This window comes from Paenibacillus phytorum (assembly GCF_013141715.1).
Classification (GTDB): Bacteria; Bacillota; Bacilli; order Paenibacillales; family NBRC-103111; genus Paenibacillus_E; species Paenibacillus_E phytorum.
This window is the reverse complement of the sequence record NZ_WHOA01000167.1, coordinates 1-21,670: the sequence shown is the minus strand read 5'-3', so window position 1 is coordinate 21,670 and position 21,670 is coordinate 1. Positions and strand designations below refer to the sequence as shown.

At 45.0% G+C, this 21,670-nt stretch carries 13 protein-coding genes; 12 read left to right on the top strand and 1 reads right to left on the bottom strand.

Features of this window, described 5'->3' with window-relative positions; translation table 11 throughout:
• Positions 1–2: 2 nt before the first annotated feature.
• Both GC098_RS25050 and GC098_RS25045 read left to right on the top strand, forming a co-directional pair.
• Positions 3–674, top strand: a complete 672-nt coding sequence (locus GC098_RS25050; protein ID WP_171645945.1) for an alpha/beta hydrolase — start codon at positions 3–5, stop codon at positions 672–674.
• Entirely contained in the window at positions 671–1,441 is a 771-nt protein-coding gene (locus GC098_RS25045) for a DODA-type extradiol aromatic ring-opening family dioxygenase (RefSeq protein ID WP_171645944.1), read from the top strand. The genes GC098_RS25050 and GC098_RS25045 overlap by 4 nt, the downstream gene beginning before the upstream one ends.
• Before the next feature lie 201 nt (positions 1,442–1,642).
• On the opposite strand, the gene GC098_RS25040 is transcribed toward GC098_RS25045, so the two are convergent.
• On the bottom strand, positions 1,643–2,194 hold the full coding sequence (locus GC098_RS25040; RefSeq protein ID WP_216625416.1) for a LysR family substrate-binding domain-containing protein: 552 nt from the start codon (positions 2,192–2,194) through the stop codon (positions 1,643–1,645).
• A 326-nt stretch (positions 2,195–2,520) separates the two neighbouring features.
• On the opposite strand from GC098_RS25040, the gene GC098_RS25035 reads away from it, so the two are divergent.
• From GC098_RS25035 to GC098_RS24990, 10 genes are all read left to right on the top strand, one after another.
• Positions 2,521–2,910, top strand: a complete 390-nt coding sequence (locus GC098_RS25035) for a hypothetical protein (protein ID WP_216625415.1) — start codon at positions 2,521–2,523, stop codon at positions 2,908–2,910.
• 451 nt (positions 2,911–3,361) lie between these two features.
• Positions 3,362–5,071, top strand: coding sequence for a sensor histidine kinase (locus GC098_RS25030; protein ID WP_171645941.1), 1,710 nt, complete (start codon positions 3,362–3,364; stop codon positions 5,069–5,071).
• Complete coding sequence (locus tag GC098_RS25025; RefSeq protein ID WP_171645940.1) at positions 5,065–5,871, top strand: response regulator transcription factor; 807 nt, start codon at positions 5,065–5,067, stop codon at positions 5,869–5,871. Before GC098_RS25030 ends, GC098_RS25025 begins: the two co-directional genes overlap by 7 nt.
• A gap of 164 nt (positions 5,872–6,035) precedes the next feature.
• Positions 6,036–6,836 (top strand): PHP domain-containing protein, encoded by an 801-nt coding sequence (locus GC098_RS25020; protein ID WP_171645939.1) that lies wholly within the window; start codon positions 6,036–6,038, stop codon positions 6,834–6,836.
• Positions 6,837–7,040: 204 nt separating this feature from the next.
• On the top strand, positions 7,041–8,105 hold the full coding sequence (locus GC098_RS25015; protein ID WP_171645938.1) for an ABC transporter substrate-binding protein: 1,065 nt from the start codon (positions 7,041–7,043) through the stop codon (positions 8,103–8,105).
• Positions 8,106–8,200: 95 nt separating this feature from the next.
• Entirely contained in the window at positions 8,201–9,337 is a 1,137-nt protein-coding gene (locus GC098_RS25010) for an ABC transporter ATP-binding protein (protein ID WP_171645937.1), read from the top strand.
• Positions 9,318–10,970 carry an ABC transporter permease gene (locus GC098_RS25005; protein ID WP_171645936.1) on the top strand — a complete coding sequence of 551 codons (1,653 nt, stop codon included), beginning with the start codon at positions 9,318–9,320 and terminating at the stop codon, positions 10,968–10,970. The genes GC098_RS25010 and GC098_RS25005 overlap by 20 nt, the downstream gene beginning before the upstream one ends.
• Positions 10,971–11,688: 718 nt before the next feature.
• Complete coding sequence (locus GC098_RS25000; RefSeq protein ID WP_171645935.1) at positions 11,689–14,178, top strand: bifunctional YncE family protein/alkaline phosphatase family protein; 2,490 nt, start codon at positions 11,689–11,691, stop codon at positions 14,176–14,178.
• 93 nt (positions 14,179–14,271) lie between these two features.
• Entirely contained in the window at positions 14,272–17,304 is a 3,033-nt protein-coding gene (locus tag GC098_RS24995; protein WP_246358935.1) for an efflux RND transporter permease subunit, read from the top strand.
• 18 nt (positions 17,305–17,322) lie between these two features.
• Positions 17,323–21,670, top strand: a 4,348-nt coding sequence (locus GC098_RS24990) for a LamG-like jellyroll fold domain-containing protein (protein ID WP_171645933.1), incomplete at its 3' end; no start/stop codon positions are given.

Genomic DNA, 21,670 nt, shown 5'->3' with positions numbered 1-21,670 from the left:
TTATGAACTTGACTTACCACTATGACATTCAACTGCCGTCTCATATGGACCCGGACAAGAAATACCCGACAATCTTCACACTTCATGGAAAAGGGTCAAACGAGAAAAACATGTTTGGTTTGGTGGAGCCAATCTCCGATGAATTTATTATTGTTGGTATCCGCGGTAATCTGACATTAGGAGCAGGATTTCAATATTACGAGTTGAAAAGTTTAGGTAATCCTATTCGGGAGATGTTCGACCAAGCCATTGATCAGCTGCAATCATTCATCCATTATGCAACAGAGAAGTACCCGATTGACTCGGGTAAGCGTTATTTACTCGGCTTTAGCCAAGGTGCGATTTTATCCATGTCGCTTGCGCTAGCGATGGGAGATCAGTTAAAGGGAATCGTGGCGTTAAACGGGTACGTGCCTGATTTTGTGAAAACAGAGTATCCTCTGAAAAGTGTAAAGGATGTATCGGTGTTTATTTCCCATGGGGAATTCGATTCTGTTTTCCCGATTCGGATAGGCCATGAAACGGTAGCTTATTTTGAAGGGAAAACACCTTACTTGACGTTTAAAACGTATCAATCTGATCATGGTGTCTCTGAGGAGAATCAACGGGATTTTGTAAATTGGCTAATTAAAGATGCTGATATGCTTTCAAGCAAGGAGCGAATGAACATATGATACCTTCCTATTTTTTTGCGCATGGTGCGCCTTCGATTGTCCTTGAACAGAATGCATATACGGATTTTCTCAAACATTTTGCAGAAACTATACCTAAGCCTAAAGCGATTGTGCTATTTTCCGCACATTGGGAGCAATCGATACAGACTATTAGCGCAGTCGAAACGTACAGTACGATTTACGATTTCTCTGGTTTTCAAAATGAGCTTTACCAGTTGACCTATCCGGCTAAAGGGGAGCATTCGATAAGCGAACAAATCGTTTCGTTATTTGCTAAGCATGGTATTCAGAGTGCTTTAGACGAAGAAAGAGGGCTTGACCACGGCGCTTGGGCTGTCCTCAAGCTGATCTATCCCGATGCAGATATTCCTGTGGTCGCTCTATCCGCAAACCGCAATTTAACGAATGAGCAGCAGTACCAAATCGGTAAAGCTTTGTCCGAGCTCAGAGAACAGGATGTTCTTATTATAGGTAGCGGAGGAACCGTTCATAATTTGCGGAGGTTAAATTGGCAGGGAGAAAGTAACGATGAATGGGCCGAATCGTTTGATAATTGGCTGCAAAACAAGTTAGAGGCTTGGGATGTAAATGCGCTTTTTAATTATAGGGAATTAGCTCCTTATGCCGGAGAGGCTGTACCGACAAGTGAACATTTTATTCCTTTATTACTTGCGATGGGAGTGGGAGATAAGAACCGTCAAGCGAGATTGATTCACCGCAGCTATCAATTCGGCAACTTAAGCTTAAGCTGCTGGCAATTCAATTGATACCATCCTTTTTGAAAAAGTAGAGACGTCTGACTGGATCGGAATGTACGTGCCTTCTTCTAAGAATGCCATACAAATTGGACTTAAAACGTTATTGTAATTTCGTATGCTTATGATTGACGAACATCGGAAAGCTGTATGAGGGAATATCCTCTTACTGTTTGATAAGGAGGGGCTGAAAATTTCAGCCCTTATTTTAGTTTATGGAACGATCTGTTCGAAATTGAGCGTGTTCAATTCCTTGAGAAACAAAGAAATCGTCGGATTTAAATTCGTTTTTTTCCAGGTTGCCACGATATCAATCGTGATATCTTCATTTCCACCTTCAATTTCCAAAAAACGGAGGGCAGGATTTTCGTATACAATAAGATGTTTCGGCATAACCGTGATTCCCACTCCAGCTTCAACCAGCAGCAACACGGTGTCAATACGTTCCGGTTGACTAACGATGTTCGGCGATATACCGTTGTTCGTCAGTAAGGCAAGCAAATAGTCATACACGTAGGGCGATTCATTTCGATCAATGAATACGAAAGAATCACTAGAAAGCTCGGAAATTTGAACTTTCTCTCGTTTCGCCAGAGGGTGATCCTGATTTACGATCAGACAAAAAGTTTCCGAGTACAAGGTTAGATAATCCATATTCTCGTACTGCAAGCCGAGTGACATCGTAAATGCAAGGGTGGCAAGGAGAACACCGCGTGACTTCAGGTAAATTGATAATGCAGATGCGGCCGCAAAACTTGGATACACACATCTATAAAAACGAAAACAGGGTGCCGGTATTATTCGGTATCCTGTTTTCGTTTTCGAAGGCTTTTGATCTTGTTGGCAGGTTAACTAATGAGGAAAAGTACCGGCGTATCAATACGAAGCAAATTTCTTCATAGGGTTTTTTCATTGTTTTTCATTGGATAAAATAATTCCAAATGTGAAAAATTTGTTGCATGTATTTGGAATAGGATTGAACTATAATTCATTACAAACGTTTTATCCTATAGAGAAGGTGAAACATGAAAATCTGCGCAAAACAAGCCATAAAAGCATTCGTCCAAATCATTTTTTTGCGGGACCAAAGTTTGGCTACAAAACTTCTTGTGTACTCCGCCCTTCTTGTGGTTGTTCCAATGTGCTTTATCGGTATCATCTCCTATCAGCGTGCCGCCGATGTCCTGGAGCGCGAATCCCGCCAGTCTAGCTGGCAGATTATCGAGCAGGTGACCACTCATGTCGAATATTATGTAAACGACTTTGAAATTAGCATTTTAAAAATATTAAACAGTACGAACATGAACAACTATATAAAAATGAAATCGAGGGAAGAAATTGATCAAAGCCTCATTCGTGATGTCGTAAAAAAGGAGCTGCGCAATGCGGTATATTCCCGCTCGGATATTTCAAACATAACCGTCGTCCTGGACGGGATTGAAACGATTGATACCATCGATAATAATTTTAAACGTGATTGAGTGCGCATTGGAAGGGGACAGGTACCTATATTATCACTCCAATGAATGTCTATTATTACTAAATATGGGTCAAAAAAGAAAAAAGCAATATTATTGTGAGCAAATTGCGATTACCTGGGACTTGCGCGAGAAATACAAGGTGTCATAATTATTGAGAATATTTTCATAATTAGAGAAAAGAATTATCATAATTAATGAGAAATGAACAATTATACATTAATATACAGAAGGTATTGGGTTGTAATCCTTCAAGAGATTTACAGCTCTAGTAGCCCATATTGTCAAAAGGAACTCTCTTTGGATGGAATACTATTCTAACCAAGATTGAGTCCTTTTTTGCTTAGTACACGCTTTAAGATCACGCAAACTTATTAAGATATTATGAATTCCATGCTGAACCGAATGTATGTGATAATATATGCAAAAGACAATCAAATGTAAAGGTGAGGAAATGTCAAAAAAATTCAGGCATTATAGGGAAGGTATTAGAAAATCGTTTGTCATTTATGCGATTATTCCGGTCGTCATTATTACTTTAGCCAGTTATTTACTTTCGTTTTCCAGTCTTTACAGGACGATTGTTTCACGGAACTATAAGTACAATGTCCAAATAGCGGATACAATAGGAAACATTATAGGTACTTACCAGAATCAAGCGGATCATTTGTCAAAAGATGGAGGTATGCAGGATTACCTAGAGTTGAATTTTTCAAACAGTAAATTATACAGTTCATTTTACGATTTTGTAAATAAAATGGAAACAAAAGGGAATTTCTTCGTGTTTAACGATAAGCTGAAGCCTTTAATACAAAGCTCGGATCATATCCCTGAATATGCTCAAGGCGAAGCTGATTTCATGTGGGGACCGATTCGAAGAATGCTGGATATGCCAGAGAAGGTCATTCTAGCTAGGCAGCCTGCTTTTACTGCCGACAGTCCAAGCTTGACAGTGGGTAAAGCGATTGTAATTAAAGGTCGTGTTGCCGGATATATCACCTTCGACTTTAACAAAAGAGACTTGGTTAACCTGATCAGCAAAAATTTCTCGACGAGCGTCGTTATAACCGACAAGTTCGGGTATGTAATTGCTTGCACGAATGAATTGTTAGTCAACGAATTAGGGAAAATCGATGTGAATTTCAGAGACAAATCTGGCGTTGTCGAATCGAAGGATGACAGCCAATATGTTACGAGAACGGAAATTCTCGATGCGGAAATTAGTATTTATACGCTCACCTCTATTGGTTACTTTAGATCGATGCTTATTTTGACAGGCGTGCTATTAAGTTTGCTTTTTGGCATGTTGACCTTGACAACCTACTTATCAGCGAGAAAAATTGCTGACAGTAAAACCAAGGTCATTGATGACATAATTAGGGCGATTGAGCATGTTCAAAACGGTAACTTGGAAACCCAGCTCAAGGTCAATACCAACGATGAGTTTCAGGTTTTTGCAGAAGCTTACAATCAGATGCTTGGCGATATCAAGAACTTGATTGAAGCGAACAAGGAAAAGGCCCGACAAAATGTATTATCCGAAATTAAACAGCTTGAATCTCAATTTAATCCTCACTTCCTGTTCAACACGCTGGAAACGATTCGTTATATGGTGAAAATGAACCCTTCTTCCGCCAGTACGATGATCGTCGTTTTATCTAACTTGTTAAGATACAGTATCAACAACACCATTACGGAGGTGAATCTGGGGGACGATGTCGAGTATACCAAGAACTACCTGTTCATTCAAAAATACCGATTTGGAAATAAATTCGACTATGAGATCCATGTGGATGAAGCCGCCTTGGACTGTATTGTTCCCAAGCTCATTGTTCAACCGATCATAGAGAATGCAATCATGCACGGCTTTGCAAACCGTCAAACCTTGACAGTACAGATTAAGGCGGCCATTAGTGAGGATACCCTGGTCGTAATCATTAATGATGATGGCGAGGGGATGGAACCGAAAGTATTGCAAAAAATCAAACATATCCTGGATGGAAATATAAACAATTCTTCCCATATCGGATTGTATAATGTCCATAGGAGAGTGCAGCTCATATACGGCGAAAAGTATGGGGTAGACTTATCAAGCGAGCATCATGGCGGAACAGTCGTCAAAATTACATTACCGGTTAACAGGGGGGGGGAGCGAACGTGCTGAGGGTGGTCATCGTTGAAGACGAGGAGATTATTAGAAAAGGGCTTGTTTACACCGTTGATTGGCTGTCTATGCAATGTATGGTTGTAGGAGATGCCGAGGACGGAGAGAAAGGACTCCAATTGATTGGGCAGCATCGGCCCGACTTGGTGATTACAGATATCAGGATGCCTGTCATGAATGGGATAGAAATGGTGGAGCAAGCTTTGAGAATATATCCGTTCCAAAGCATAATTCTGACAAGCTATTCCGAATTCGAATATGCCAAGCAGGCTATTTCATTGAAGGTGTTTGAATATTTATTAAAGCCTGTGGATGAAATGAAGCTTGCAGAAGTTATCGAGAATATCAATCGCAACAACAGGCAGGGCAAGGTTTATGATGACATCATCACGAACCCGATTGGCCATACCCATCTGATCGAGTTGGATGGTTATCTTTTAGCCGAACAAAAACAGAATAATTATGTCAGTGAAGCGATTCGACGAATCAAAAGTGATTATCAGCAAAAGTTGAGCATCGAAGCTATTGCGGATGAACTGGGAGTCAGTCCGAGTTACTTGAGCCGTAAATTGAAAGAAGTTACCTCCCAGACTTTTCTGGATATCCTTAATAAATACAGGATTCAGAAAGCTATAGAACTGCTGGCCACAGGTAACTACCGGATATATGAAATATCTAATATGACAGGCTTCAGTGAATACAAGCACTTTTGCAATGTGTTCAAAAAATATACAAACACATCTCCCACAGATTTTATGAAGTCCAGCAACCGGGTAGTCGTTAAGAAGTCACGTAAGTAAGAAAATTATCTCATATAAGTTCATTTTTACGGATAGTTGTATTTTTTCTCGTATTGTTCTTTGTATTTCAATTCATTAACATGGACATGTAACATGAATTTTAATACTAGGAGGAACGGAATGATGAGGCCAGCCAAAGGGTACAAGAAGGGATTGAGTAAAGCATGAGATATAGTTATCATATGCATTCCTGCCATTCTGACGGTACAGACACCCCAGAACAATTAATCGACCTTGCCAAAATATATGGAATAGACGCAGTAGCATTAACTGACCACGATACTGTTGATGGGGTAGAAGCCTTCATGACAGCTGCTGCAGGAACGAATATTGAGACAATACCCGGTGTAGAGATTTCATCTCGCATTGGTCAAAAGCACGTACATATTCTTGGTTATGGTATAGACATAAAAAACACTGCGTTACTAGAATTGTTGGATGATTTAACTGCAAAAGCTACAGAATACACAAAGTATACTTTTGAAATATATATAGCTCATAAGTACGGCTATTCTTGGGAACAAGTGTTGAACCATAATCGAAAGAGAAAAGGGTTTTACCTATCAGATGTATTCTCTGCAATGTTGAAGGATGGATTGTTTAGCGGTTGGGAGCAATACCCGGGCTTTGTTGATTATTGTTTCAAATTCGTAGGACAGGAATATTCTGCTCCGATTGAAAAGAGCTTCGATGTTATTAAAAAAAGTGGCGGAAACGTATTTCTGGCGCATCCTAAACTAATGAAGTTGAGCCTGGATGAAGAATTAAATATGTTTAAGCAAATGAAAGATTTGGGGTTAGATGGCATCGAAGCCTATTATCCTGAACATTCTCCCCAAGAATCCAATTGGTATGAACTTTGCTGCGAGAAGTTAGATTTGAAAGTATCTGGCGGAACGGACTGGCATGGAAGGGCGCGCCTGAAATCACCTCTTTATTTTGTTGGAAATGTTCACGTGGTTTGATTAGAGGGCAGACAGCACATGCAGGTAGTAACCTTTGCATATGCTGTCTGTTTTGATTTTGACCGACTGCATTTCCTGTAAAATGGATAATCTCCAAACAAGTTCATTTTTAAGGATATTTGTACGATATTTTCGGATTGTTCACCTAGCTTTAATTCAATAAGATAGATATGTAATACATAATGATTACTTGGAGGAAATGGAATGAAGAAGACTTTCGGATTGTTATTAACATCATGCATGATTCTGCTGAGCGTTGGATGCACAAGCGCAACGACAAGCAAGACAGGCTCTGACTTACAGAGTGCAAGCCCAAGTAAGGAAGTTGCAAAGAGCGAGACATCAAAGTCACTTGTCGTTTATACAGCAGCAGCTACAGATGTCATGAATATTGTGATTCCTGAATTTGAAGCCAAAACGGGGATTAAGGTTGAAGTCGTTACAGCTGGTACTGGAGAGCTTATTAAGAGGATCGAAGCCGAACAGGCAAAACCCCTCGGTGATATTGAATGGGGAGGCACAGTGTCGGTTACAGCTCCTAAACAGCAGTTGTTTGAACCATATAAATCAGTGAATGAAAGCAATTTAATTGACTCGGTCAAAAACACTGAAGGAATGATTACCCGAAACAACATTATTCCGATGGTGCTTCTGGTGAACAAGAAGCTTGTTGGCGATATCAAGATTGAAGGCTATGCGGATCTTCTCAACCCGAAGCTGAAAGGCAAGATAGCATTTCCTGATCCTGCCAAATCATCAACCGGCTTGACTCATATCGAAAACATCTTACAGACCATCGGAGCGGGAGATGAGAATAAGGGCTGGGATTACATCAAAAGCCTAACCAAGAATCTTGACGGAAAGCTTCTTGCAAGTTCCTCGGCAGTACCTAAGGGGGTTGCTGATGGCGAATACGTTGTTGGATTTACTCATGAAGAGTTGGCATCCGCTGCGGTCAGACAAGGTTCTCCGGTTGAAGTTGTCTATATGAAAGAGGGCGCTATCGTATCCCCTGGTACTGTACAGATCATTAAAGGCGCAAAAAATATGGAAAATGCCAAAAAGTTTGTTGATTTCCTGACATCCAAGGAACTGCAGTCCCTTACAGCAGCGAAACTCAATATGCGCGCTTCAAGGGCTGATGTTCCTGCGCCAGCAGGATTAAAGCAGGTTTCAGAATTCAAAATCGTTCAAGAAGATCTGAAGTCCGCACTAGCTAACAATCAGGTATGGCTGGATAAGTTTAAAGAGGTTTACACAAGCAATTAATAGTAATCCGGAATTCCATCACGATAGAAACTAGAATTGTTATACAGGCCTGTGACACTTGTGTTACAGGCCTGTATAGCAAAGGAGGAAGTTAAGTGAGCGTAGCCATACAAGTTAATAAAGTTGTTAAGAAATACGATAACGGCAAAATGACCATCATTCCGGGACTTTCGGTTGATATAAAGAACGGCGAATTCTTCACACTTCTTGGACCGTCCGGTTGCGGTAAAACGACATTGCTGAGAATGATTGCGGGTTTTAACTCGATTGAGGAGGGAGAGATACTTTTTGACGACCAAGTAATCAACGATATTCCGGCCCATAAGAGAAACATCGGTATGGTATTTCAGAATTACGCGATCTTCCCGCACCTGACGGTTCAGCAAAATGTAGAATACGGCTTAAAACTAAGAAAACTCCCCAAAGCAGAGTTGCAGAAAAGAACGGAAACAATTATGAAGGTTGTACAAATCGATCCATACAAAGAAAGGCTTCCGGAGAAGCTTTCCGGGGGGCAGCAGCAGCGTGTGGCGCTGGCAAGGGCTATTGTCATTCGCCCTAGTGTTCTTCTAATGGACGAACCGCTTTCGAATCTGGACGCCAAGCTGAGGATTGACATGCGAACTGCGATTAGGGATATACAAAGGGATGTGGGTATAACCACTGTCTATGTAACCCACGATCAAGAAGAGGCCTTGGCCATATCCGATCGAATTGCAGTCATGAAGGAAGGCGTGATTCAGCAGGTTGGAAAGCCAAGAGAGATATACACCCGTCCAGCCAATAAATTTGTAGCGAGTTTCATTGGTCATTCCAACTTCTTTAAGGGAACGATTAAGTTGAATGGAAACGAAAAACGTATCATGTTCAAGGACGGCTATTCGATACCTATACATAATTTGGTTGATGATGTGACAGATGGGATGAACATCATGATTGCGATTAGACCCGAACAATTTTCTGTTGCGCCAAGCGGCTTGGAAGCAATAATTAGCAAAAGCACTTTCCTGGGCCAATATATCAATTATCAGGTAACCTTCCGGGACAATATGACGGTAGATGCGGGATTGTCCTGCGAATTCGTCCAAGACTTGAGCCAAATGGGCAATTTTTATGAGTTAAAGGACAGGCTCCATCTGGCTCCAAAGAGTGAACAAATTAACGTGTTTACCGAAGACGGAGAACGGAGCTTAATCAAGGAAGTGAGAAAACATGAAAAAGTTCAAGTTTAGGTTTAATTTCTGGACAGCCATAACCTTGGGTATAGCCATCGTATTAGCCGTATTCCTGATCTACCCTATGTTCTCCTTACTGGTGAGCGGTTTTGAAAATTCGAAAACAGGAGCATTTACATTTCACAATTTTATTAAGTTTTTCCAGAAAAAATATTATTATCGCGGGCTTATTAACAGTTTTATGATTAGCAGCTGCGTAACCTTTCTTGCGGTATTGATCGGCGCCCCTTTGGCCTATCTCATGACGGCATACAAGGTTAAAGGCAAAAAATTAATTGATATCCTGATTATCATCTCGATGTTGTCACCGCCATTTATCGGAGCGTACTCTTGGGTGATTTTATGCGGTCGTAGTGGTGTGATCACGAAGTTCTTTCAAGCTTTGGGGATCCAGCTTCCTAGCATATATGGCTTTGGAGGGATGCTGCTTGTACTGACTTTGAAATTATACCCTTACATATATCTCTATGTGTCTGGAGCCTTGAAGAAGGTTGATGAATCACTCAGCGAAGCTGCCGAAAGCCTGGGATGCAATCCAGTTAAGAAAGTTTTTACTATCATCCTGCCGTTGATTGCTCCAACATTGTTGGCCGGTTCTCTGTTGGTCTTTATGAATGCTATCGAGGATTTCGGCACCCCGATGCTTATAGGAGAAGGCTTTAATGTAATGCCGGTTATGATCTATTCCGAATTTATCAGCGAAGTGGGTGGAGAGGCAAATTTTTCAGCGGCAATGGCTATTATTATGGTGCTTATAACAGTCTTTTTGTTCATTGGACAAAATTATATTATCAATAAAAAATCTTTTGCAATGAGTTCCTTGAGACCGATACAGCCAGTTGCATTTGAAGGAATCAAAGGGATATTGGCCCATGTCGCCATTTATATCGTCGTGTTCCTAGCTATTATCCCTCAGGTGACCGTCGTGGTGACATCCTTCTTGGAGACGAAAGGCACCCGGTTTCTAGCGTCTTTATCCCTGGACAGCTACAGATCGGTCTTTCGAACACTATGGCAATCTGTAACCAATACTTACATTTTTGGATTAATAGCCATATCCATTATTGTGATATTGGGAATGTTCATAGCTTATGTATCAATCAGGAAGAAGAATCTGTTAACCTCGGTGATTGATACGGTTACGATGCTACCGTATATTTTGCCGGGTTCTGTGATTGGTTTAACCCTTCTTCTGGCTTTTAACAAGAAGCCGATGCTGCTGAGCGGAACGGTCATGATTCTGGTCATAGCTTATATTGTAAGAAAGCTTCCCTATACGCTTCGATCCAGCGCAGCCATTCTGTACCAGATCAGTCCCAGCATAGAAGAGGCATCCATCAGTTTGGGATGTTCCCCAGTGAAAACCTTCTTTAAGATTACGTCGGTCATGATGCTGCCGGGTGTGCTTGCCGGGGCGATCATGAGTTGGATAAGCGTCATTAATGAATTAAGCGCGTCAATTATCCTTTATACCGGCAGTACCAAAACGTTGTCCGTTGCCATATATGCGGAGGTAATCAAATCAAGTTACGGAACGGCTGCAGCGATATCCAGCATACTTACTATCACAACGATTATATCTTTATTGATTTTCTTTAAATTGACAGGGAGTAAGTCAGTCAGCGTGTAACATGTTGTGGCAGATGATTCTTACAAATCAGGTGCATCGGGTATGCTTTAAATGGAAATATTTGGCTATTAAATGCGACAATTTCTCATGGAAAAGACTCGACGTTAACCGGCTAAGCAGTGCGACCATCGACCATCGAATTTTTGTAAGAATAACAATAAAAGTTAAATTGATCGCATTAACGAAATTGAGGATTGATCGGCAATGAAATGGGGGGGGGAGCTTAGCTCTCCCCCATTTCATTGCCGATATGGCCAATTACACTAACAAATATACAAGTGTTCCCATATTTATTTTTGAGGATATTGTAAATGTTCACTTTCCGGGATAAATATATATATTTTAGGATACTCAATGTACAACTGAAAATTTAATATTTAAATCATTAGCATGCTTATACTGCGATTAATAAACTTCATTTTTAAAGTGTTACATGATCCGCTAAAAGAATATCACATCTACAATTATCGGAAAGCGTTTATGTAACGTTTACAAAACTTCTCTCGAGTAAAATTGAGAGTCTTGAATTATTGAGGGGGTGATAACAAGTTCAAGCGTTCTAAAGAAGAAGGTCGCCAACAAAACGCGCATTTCTCGCATAGTAAAAATTGGGAATTGCAAACGTTCCTAAATGGTAATATTAGCGAATCTATCTCCATACCGCAAAGTAAAAGCACTTTAATGAAAACCAAACTGTTTTATTTGGAGGAGAAATAGGATGAAGAATAAGAGATTGCGTACTAAATTGGCCATTGCCGCCTTAGCCACATGCGTAATGGGAACAGGAACCGCTTATGCCGCCTATAATAAGGTGGCAGGACCCCAGACAGATGGCACTGCCTACACACCCAACGGCTGGCATGTAACGCCTGTGGGCATACAAAAGCCTGCGGGCTTCTTCCCGGCTAATGCCGTGCTCTCACCTGACGGTAAAGCGGTTTTGGTTCCAGACATTATCAAAAATGGCAACGACAAACAGGCGGTGCAGGTGTTGGACGCCAAGGACGGCGGCCTCATCCAGGAGATTGAGCTTTCCGGGACGGGTCAGGGGGTGGCACCCGGTCTAGCATTCAGCCACGACGGCAGTCGCGTGTACCTGGCGACGGCGAACATGAACTCGGTGATCGTCTTCGGTTGGAATAGCGTCACCAGTAAGCTGACGCAACAGAAAACGCTGACGCTGCCAGGCGGTACGTACCCGCAGGGTGTGGCGGTCTCACCGGACGACAAGACCCTGTATGTGTCCGGCGCGTATAAGAAAACGCTCGTCGCGGTAGACGTCGCCTCGGGCAGCATTGCGACGGCACCAACGGGTGAATACCCGTATGGCGTGGCATTATCGGCAGACGGACACACGGCCTACGTTAGCAATCAGGCCGAGAATACGCTGTCGGTCTTCTTCGTTAACGGTCTTACGCTAACCCCGCAAAGCAGCAAGCTCACCGTAGGCACCCACCCGAATAGCCTACTGCTGGACGCGAAGCGGAACCGATTGTACGTCGCCAACGGCGACAGCGACTCGGTGTCCGTAATCGACACGGTGAGCAACGTAGTCGTGAACACGATCTCGATGGCCCCGTACCCGGGTGCGCCCACGGGCACCTCGCCGACCAACATGACCCTGTCTCCTGACAGCGGCACGCTGTACGTCACCAACTCCGGCAACAACGACGTTGCGGTGGTAAACGTCTCTGACCAAGGCGAGTTCGGCCAGATCAAGGGACTCATACCGACCGGCTGGTATCCGAGTGGCGTGCAGGTCACGCCCGACGGCAAGCTGCTCGTTACCAGCGCCAGGGGATTGGGCACCGGGCCCAACAATATAAACCATACTTACATGTTGCGGCTGCTGCAGGGCTACCTGTCGATCATCCCGTTGCCGAGCGAGTCCCAGTTGAAAACGTACACCCGGATGGTGCGAGAGAACAATGGATTCGATGAACACGGAAAGGTGAGTGGGTTCGATAAGCACTTCGGGGGGCCAAACACGATCATACCGCGTAACCCCGGTGAAAGCTCGCCAATCAAACACATCATCTATATCGTCAAGGAGAACCGTACCTATGACGAAGTGTTTGGTGACCTCAAGAACGCCGATGGCACGCCACGTGGCAATGGAGACCCGTCAATGACGCTTTTTGGGCAGGACATCACCCCGAACCAGCACAAGCTCGCCCAGCAGTTCGTTACCCTGGATAACTTCTATTCAGTGGGCGAGGTGAGTCAGAACGGCTGGGCCTGGAGCACCGGGGCTAACTCGAACCTGTTCAACCAGCTCGGCACGTCACAGGCTTATGGCGGTAGTGGCGCGGTCTACGACTCCGAAGGACAAATCAACTCGCAGGCATCGTGGGGAAATGTGGACCCTAACCGCGCGTACCTGTGGAACGCGGTCGCCGCGGCCGGAATGACCTTCCGCAATTACGGAATGCACTTAGTGAAGGGGACCTCGGTAGGTCTTCCGTCTGGCAAGGTCGGCGCCTACGAACCGGTGCTCAACGCTAATACGGATCATGACTACCCGATGACCGACCTGAACGTCTCCGACGTTACGCGATTCAACGAGTGGAATAAGGAGTTTCAGCAGAACATGGCCAATGATTCAATGCCAACCTTTCAGTTTATCCGCCTGCTTCGCGATCACACTAATGGCGCAGCAACGGCCAAACAACTGGTCGCGGATAATGATCTGGCGCTCGGAAAAGTCGTCGACACGGTGTCGCACTCAAAGTATTGGAACGACACAGCGATCTTCGTTCTAGAAGATGACGCGCAGGCCGGTTTTGACCATGTCGATGCACATCGGACGATTGCCCAGGTGATCAGTCCCTACACGCAGCGGGGCATCGTCGACTCACACTTATACAGCCAACTGTCGATGCTGCGTACCATGGAGCTGCTCGTAGGCCTAGGCCCGCTCACCCAGTTTGACGCCGCTGCTATGCCGATGATCTACTCTTTTGGGGACAAGCCGAACTTCAACACCTACACCGCGTTGACACCAGTGGTCACCACTTCCTTGGCAATGGAAAATGATATGAATCCCATTGAACCTGATATGGTCGACCAACAGAAGCTCAGCGAGGAGCTTTGGAGGGCCATCAAGGGACCGGATATCCCTATGCCTGCTTCGAAGAACCATATCTTCGGCAGCGAAAATGAAGAAGAGGAAAACACCGGAAGCAAGAAGGGCAAGTTACTCTGGTAGAATCAACGGCGCTTTTCAAACTAATAAAAGGGCGTGAATAACCGGCTTAAAGCAGAAGCCCGGTCCATTATGCAACCAATAATAGAAGCAGTTATGAAACGTTCGGTTTTAGTTGTCGTATCGATTTTGCTCATCATGGGTTGGGGCGGGATGTCCGCCTATAAGATGGAACGCGATTACCTCCCTCCCATCAATAATTCTACGCTCATGATCAGTGTGCGCGCAGACAATTATCAAGCCGCTCAAGTGAAAGCCAGTTTAGCGGGAGTGATGGAGCAGGCGGTAAGCAACATGAACGGATTAGAGTCGGTGGAGACCAGTTCCTTCAACGGCGGTTTGTTATGCAGCCTCTATTTTCCTTTTCAATATGATATGGAAAAGGCCGAAGATGAGGTCAAGCAGGCTATGGCCGGTCTTACTTTTCCTTCCGGCGTGGACAAGCCTCTTGTCACTCGGGTGAGCACCAGCTCCTTCCCGATGATGAGGATTAGCCTGGCAGGCCAGTCTGATCAAACGGATGAAAATGGCCTCCGCAGTTCGCTTCAAAACGAACTGGTCAATCAGTTGAAAAGTGTGCCGGGAGTAAGTGAAATACGTGTGACCGGCGGGGGGAATAACGGATTTGCGGTGACAATTCGGATGAAAGATCTGGAGAAGATGGGGTTCACCTTGGATGATGTCAAACGATCTCTGGCATCGCCCGGCAAGGACTTTCCTCAAGGGAAGATTGTTAGCAGCCAGATTACAATTCCTGTTCGAGTCACAGGTTGGGGGGTAAGCGCTCAAGATCTAAGCGAGACCCGGATTCAGGGGTCTGACGGGAAGACGATCCCTCTTTCTGCCGTGGCAGAAGTTTCCCCGTCGATGGTCGACCTGCAGACAATTTCTCGTATGGATGGAAAACCAAGTGTCATCCTGGACGTGCTGAAGAGTCCTTCGTCGAACATAACCGATGTGTCGAATCGGGTGCATCAACGAGTTCATGAACTGCAGGGTACATTACCAAGCGGTATTCAGCTTTCGATCCCCTTCGATCACGCTGAAGATATTCAGGCATCGCTTAAAGGGCTAATTCGTGAAGGACTGCTAGGTTGTCTGTTTTCGATGCTTAGTGTTCTGTTGTTCCTTCGAAATGTCCGGGCGACGCTATTGATCGCCATCTCCCTACCCATATGCCTGTTGGCAACGACCGCTCTGTTGAAAGGGATGGGAATCAGCTTGAACATCCTTACCGTATCCGGATTGGTAGTTGCAATGGGAAGAGTCGTGGATGATTCGATCGTCATTGTTGACAATATGTATCGAAGAATCCAAGAGTCGGATCGAAAAGTGTATCTTCATCACTTGGCTGGAGCGGTTCGCGAAATGATGCCCGCCATTGTGTCGTCGACGGCGACGACGATCGTCGTGTTTCTCCCTATCCTGCTGGTGGGAGGAATCGTTCAATCCAGCTTTGCGTCTTTCGCTTGGACAGTCGTCATTGCGTTGATCGTCTCGCTTTTGGTTTCGATTGTTGTCATTCCGGCTCTTGCCCATCTCTGGTGGAAAGATTTTCGAGTGAATGCCCGTACGGCTGAGCCCCTTGTGAAACGAATCCTGCAATGGGCTTTTCCAAGAAAAAAACGGGTTGTGGGTTTGGTTGTTGTTATATTTATCGGTACGATTGCTCAGGCCATCTTTCTTCCTGTGAATTTTCTCCCTGCAAGCGGTCCGGGCGCAATCTCGATCAAGGTAGCATTACCGGAGAAGAGTTCTGGTCAGGCCGTTGATACCGAAGTGAAAAGGGTCGAGGATCTTTTGAAATCGGATCCGCAAATCGCCACTTTTTCTGCAACCATAGGGTCCTCCTTTATTCCGATGTTCGACGATGTATTTGACGAAGGGGGAGGATGGATCCAGTCATCAAAGGAAGCCAATCTCATAGCCAATTTAAAAGCAAACGCTAATCTGGACACCGTTGTAACGGAACTTAATAAAAAACTATGGAATCTGAAAAGCGCAGCCCGGTTTACAGTGACGAATCGGAACATAGCAGGCGATGATTCGTTGTTAAAGATCGTCATCACAGGAGCAAGCGCCAATGAACTCGATACGGTAGCACTGAATATTCGTAATAAACTGGCGTTAGTACCGGGACTTAGTGTAGAAGGGGCTGAGAATGATACGGAAAGCGGTCCCGCCTACCACTTATCTCTTAACGAAGATCAAATCAAACGCAATGGGATCAAAGTAGAGGACATTCTAAATAGGATTCAGCCGTATGTATCCCAGGGAACAAGGATAGATATAGCCGCAGGCGATCAACGTATACCATTGATCATCAACACGGATCTCGATGCTGCCTCCAAACAATCCGGGAAGGACGTCCTGGCTTTATTATCGAGTGAAACGTTCCAATCCAGGGATGGGCATACCATCAGCTTACAGCAGCTTACTTCTCTCGCTCCAAACAACGAACTATCCGTATATCGTGATCGGGACGGTCAACCTTTTGCAGTGGTTACAGCCAATATTGTATCCAACGATGTGGAGAAGGTGACCAGCCAAACGCAAAGTCTTCTTGAAGGATTAACGCTTCCAAGAGGAGTGAGCTATTCGTTCGGAGGGATCTCCGGACAGGTACAACAAATGATCATGGAAATGGCTATAGCCTTGTCGATTTCGGTTATTCTCGTTCTCCTGATTGTGAGTACGGTCTTTCGGGGATGGAAGGCTCCTCTCTCGGTACTCGTATGCATTCCGCTATCCGTCATTGGCTCGGTATGGGGAATGGTTGTATTCGGCATGCAGTGGAATCTTGCCGCATTTATCGGGATCTTAATGCTCGTGGGGATTGTGGTCACCAACGGCATTGTACTCGTCGATAAGATTGAGCGGAACATGGCAAGCGGGATGATTCCGGAAGAGGCTATTCTACAGGGGACGATGTCCCGAGTGCGTCCTATCCTGATGACAGCGTTCGCGACGATTTTGACGTTGCTTCCACTGGCGCTTTCTTCGAGAACGGATACGGTCATTTCCCAAACTCTTGGGGTCGTGGTTGTGGGCGGGATGCTCAGTTCAACATTCATTAGTTTGATTGTTATTCCTGTCATTTATAAGTGGATGCATAAAAAATTAGGATAGAAGAGAGGGGATGCCAACATGGTTTCCTTACAAAACGTGTTGTTATTCAAAAAAGGATACCGAAAACGGGTGCGTCTAATCAGTTGTCTTGCGATCATCATGTTGATCTTCAACGGATTCGCTTCATCTTTCATCGCTGCCGCTAACGCCTCTACAAATGGGACGATTACGTCGACGAATGCGAGCAACCCGGAAGAATTGCTGCATTTGAGTTTCGATGACAATGTAACCGATAGTTCTCTCTACAACACAAGTGTCAAAGTTAACGGGCCTGCTCCTGTTTATGTACCCGGCAAATTTGGCAAAGCGCTTCAGTTTGGTGCGTCCAGCGTAACCGATGCCACTTATTTGGATCTTGGCAACTCGGATCAATTTAATAATTTTGGGAGATACACGGATTTTACCATTGCTTTTTGGACGAAAATTCCAACAACGGATAATGTGGAAACATCCATTATCTCAAACATGGATTCGAGCACAGGAGCGAACAATGGCTGGAATATTTCCGTTGCAGGAAACGTAATCAGATCCAAGTACACCACTTCCGGCAATCCGGGTTTGGTCATGAATATGAATGGTGTTGTCGATAACGGGTGGCATCATGTGATTGTTTCGTACAAACGGGATGGAATGGCCACATTTTATCGGGACGGCGTCGCAATCTCATCTTACGATATCAGCTCGATCATGGGGGAAATTGACACTCCATTTACGCCAAAAATCGGAGTCAATGGAAAAGGCCAGTTCTTAGGCAAAACCAACGTCCTCCTCGATGAGATGAGAATGTTTAGAAAAGCCGTAACGGCTGATGAAGCGATGAGTTTATACAGAGAAGGGCAAGTATTTGTCTCAGGGGTTTCCGTCGATAAACCGGTTGTAACCTTAAATAAAGGGGAAACGACTCAGCTTAATGCCATTATTGCTCCGTCTAATCCGGATAATTCGAATGTGACATGGAAAAGCAGCAATCCGTTCGTTGCGTCCGTTTCAGTCGGACCGAATGGAACAGCCGTTGTGTCGGCAGTTTCCGGGGGGACAACGAATATCACCGTAACCACGGCCGATGGAGGATTCATGGCGGTTGCGAACGTTACGGTCACCGGTCCGTCGAACCCGGTCACCCAGGTCAAATTGGACTCATCTACGCTTGAAATTCGGCAAAGCCAGAAGGCCAATCTTCATGCGATCCTATCCCCGGCAATGGCAACGAATCAAAACTTGATTTGGTCATCCAGTGACCCGGCGATCGTAGGTGTAACGGGTGTGCCAGAAGGAACCGATGCCATTGTTGAAGGACTGAATCCCGGTTTTGCTATCATTACGGTTAAAACCGAAGACGGAAACTTTACAGACACTTGTATCGTCTCGGTAGACGACAGCGCGGGCAATAAATCGGCCATTCTAAAAATGAGCTTTGAGAATAATATGTTCGATATAGCAAGGAATGTTCATGCAGCCGTCTACGGAACCCCGGCATTTGTTCCCGGCGAGGTCGGCAATGCACTGCTCTTTGATGCGCCGGGTCAATATCTGGATCTAATCCATCCCCAATTCGGGTATGCTGCTAATTTTGATTTATCGTTCTGGATAAACTCATCGGCAACGATAGATAATCGAATGATCATTTCCAATAAAGACGGATCCGATCCTACTAGCACAGGTTGGTCTGTCGGGCTTGAGAACGGCGGGTTACATTGGAACTATAAGACTTTAGGCAGCGCACCGCTCGATTACGTCATTGCAAACGTAGCGGATGGCAACTGGCATTATATTGCCATATCCCATGACCGATCGTATGACAAATACGCCGATTTCTACAAAGATGGAGTATTGATAGCCAGCGTTGATCTTTCAAACAATGTAGGAACGATTGATTCCGGGTTTTCCACGAAATTGGGCGCAGACGGAACAGGACATCTTTTCGGTAATGCTAAGGTAGCAATTGACGAACTGCAAATAAGCTCGATTAGCGTTGCTAATGCGCCAACCAATGTACAAGCTACAATGGTTAATATCTCGGCCAATCAGGTTAGCGTAACTTGGAATGCGTCTACAAGCGGTCAAATTGCTACTTACAAAATTTATAGAAGCTTGTCGAGTGATTTCGTACCGGACTATACCAACTATTTGGGGCAAGTCATAGGTACAAAGCTGACATATACGGATACGTTAAACAATAAAGGTACCTACTATTATAAAGTAATGGCTGTGGATAGCGGAAATGTTTCGGCTACCTCTGACTCTTCTCCCTCCTTAACGGGCGGCGGCTATGTTCCTGATTTACCGGAACCTTTAGCCTGGTGGAAGTTCGACGAAACTGCTGGGACGACCGTAGCCGATTCCTCAGCTAACGGTATCACGGGAACTGCGTATAACAACCCGACTTGGACCGCTGGAAAGTTCGGCGGAGCAATTTCTTTGAATATGGGTTCTACTCTTAATCAACGTGTTGAGTTTCCATCTGCGAAATTGAATCCAACGGATGGACAGACCGTGATGTTTTGGTTCAAAACTACTGAACCAAATGGAGCTTTCACCAACGAAAATGTCTACCGCCATGATGGGCATTTCACGGCCTTGCAGTTGTCTGCTGCTTCTGGAGCCCCGCGTGCCGCATATTGGCCCTCAAGTGCAGGCAGTTATGTAGCTGCTCCTTTTAGTAATTGGTCGACATACAAAGATAACAATTGGCATCATTATGCAGCAGCTTACGATAAAAATACAGGATTAAAGATCTATGTGGATGGTGTTCAAGTAGCCAGCAATAGCACCAACGTCGGAACACTAAAAACATCGACTGCTGTTGTCGTGATGGGAGCTGTACAAGGAGGTGGCGGCGAAAGTTTCAAAGGATCTCTCGACGACGTTCGCGTATATGGCAGCGCGTTAACCCAACGCCAAGTGCAGCAAGTAATGAATCCAGTTGAATCGATCTCCGTAAATGGCGCAGGAGGTGCGAATGCGATCACTGTCAAGAATGGCACATTGCAAATGCAGGCTGCTGTTCTGCCTGCCAATGCAAAAAGTAGTGTAACATGGAACGTCTACGAAGCCGATGGTGTCACAGCGACGGATAAAGCATCTATTGATGCCAATGGATTGCTTTCGGCTAAAAAAGACGGGACCGTGAAAGTGGTTGCGGCAGCCACTGACGGCAGCGGCGTGCAAGGATCCACTACGATTGCGATTAGCGGTCAAGCACTGGTTAAATCAATCACTGTAAGTGGCGAGGGTGGTGCGAATGCGATCACTGCAAAGAACGGCACCCTGCAAATGCAGGCTGATGTTCAGCCCGCTGGTTCAAATTATCGTATAGCATGGAGCGTTTTCGAAGCCGATGGTGTCACAGCGACGGATAAAGCGTCTATTGATGCCAATGGACTGCTTTTGGCTAAAAAAGACGGGACCGTGAAAGTGGTTGCGGGAGCCATTGACAACAGCGGCTTGCAAGGAGCGCAAGGATCCACAACGATTACGATTAGCGGCCAGAATGTGCCGATACTTGTGGGAATAACAGCACCAGCTGACATTACCGGGCTGGCTAACGGAACGGCGAAGACAACGGACGCCCTTGGCCTGCCTGCAACCGTAGCACTGGTCACCGATACAGGAAGCGTGAATGCCAACGTGGCATGGAATGTTGAGTCATCGAGCTATGATCCAGCCCAAAAGACATCACAGACGTTTAGTGTAAATGGAACCGTAACCCTGCCGGCAGGTGTGGTAAACCCGAACAATGTAGCTTTGACCACGAGCATAAGTGTGACTGTGCTTGCAGCACCATCATTGCCCCAGTCTACATTGACAGGTGTACAGCAGGTAACTCCTGGCCAAACCTTCAATCTGACGATGGGACTGACCGGCGTTACGCAAAGCGTTTACCAGCAAGTGTATGGGCAAGATTTGACGCTTCACTATGATCCGATGAGTTTACAGTTCAATTCGGTTACCTCATTGAAAGACGGATTTAAAGTCATCGATCAAGAGGAGAAGGTGCCGGGACAAGTCCGGATTGTGGCTGCCGGCGTGGGTTCGAACGTGTATGCCCAAGGTGATCTGCTTTCATTCCAATTTACGGCCAAATCTGTGACTCAGGCAACCTATATGACGACAATTTCTGTCGACCATGTTGTGATTGCCAATGCACAGGGGAATGAATTGCAGGTCGGTGGAGCCTCCTACGCGATACAAATAAGTATACCTGTAGACAAGTCGCTTTTGAATGCTTTGATCGCAAGCGCTCAGGCTAAGTACAATGCAGCAGCGGAAGGAAATGGAGACGGCCTGTATGCGATTGGAGCCAAAGCGCAATTACAGTCGGCGATCGACACGGCTAATGCGATAGCAATCGATCCGAATGCCAATC

Bases quoted from the DNA above. Each gene is read 5' to 3' on its own strand.
- GC098_RS25045 (WP_171645944.1), top strand. From the start codon at position 671: ATGATACCTTCCTATTTTTTTGCGCATGGTGCGCCTTCGATTGTCCTT.
- GC098_RS25000 (WP_171645935.1), top strand. From the start codon at position 11,689: ATGAAGAATAAGAGATTGCGTACTAAATTGGCCATTGCCGCCTTAGCC.
- GC098_RS24995 (WP_246358935.1), top strand. From the start codon at position 14,272: ATGAAACGTTCGGTTTTAGTTGTCGTATCGATTTTGCTCATCATGGGT.
- GC098_RS25020 (WP_171645939.1), top strand. From the start codon at position 6,036: ATGAGATATAGTTATCATATGCATTCCTGCCATTCTGACGGTACAGAC.
- GC098_RS25050 (WP_171645945.1), top strand. From the start codon at position 3: ATGAACTTGACTTACCACTATGACATTCAACTGCCGTCTCATATGGAC.
- GC098_RS25015 (WP_171645938.1), top strand. From the start codon at position 7,041: ATGAAGAAGACTTTCGGATTGTTATTAACATCATGCATGATTCTGCTG.
- GC098_RS25005 (WP_171645936.1), top strand. From the start codon at position 9,318: ATGAAAAAGTTCAAGTTTAGGTTTAATTTCTGGACAGCCATAACCTTG.
- GC098_RS25030 (WP_171645941.1), top strand. From the start codon at position 3,362: ATGTCAAAAAAATTCAGGCATTATAGGGAAGGTATTAGAAAATCGTTT.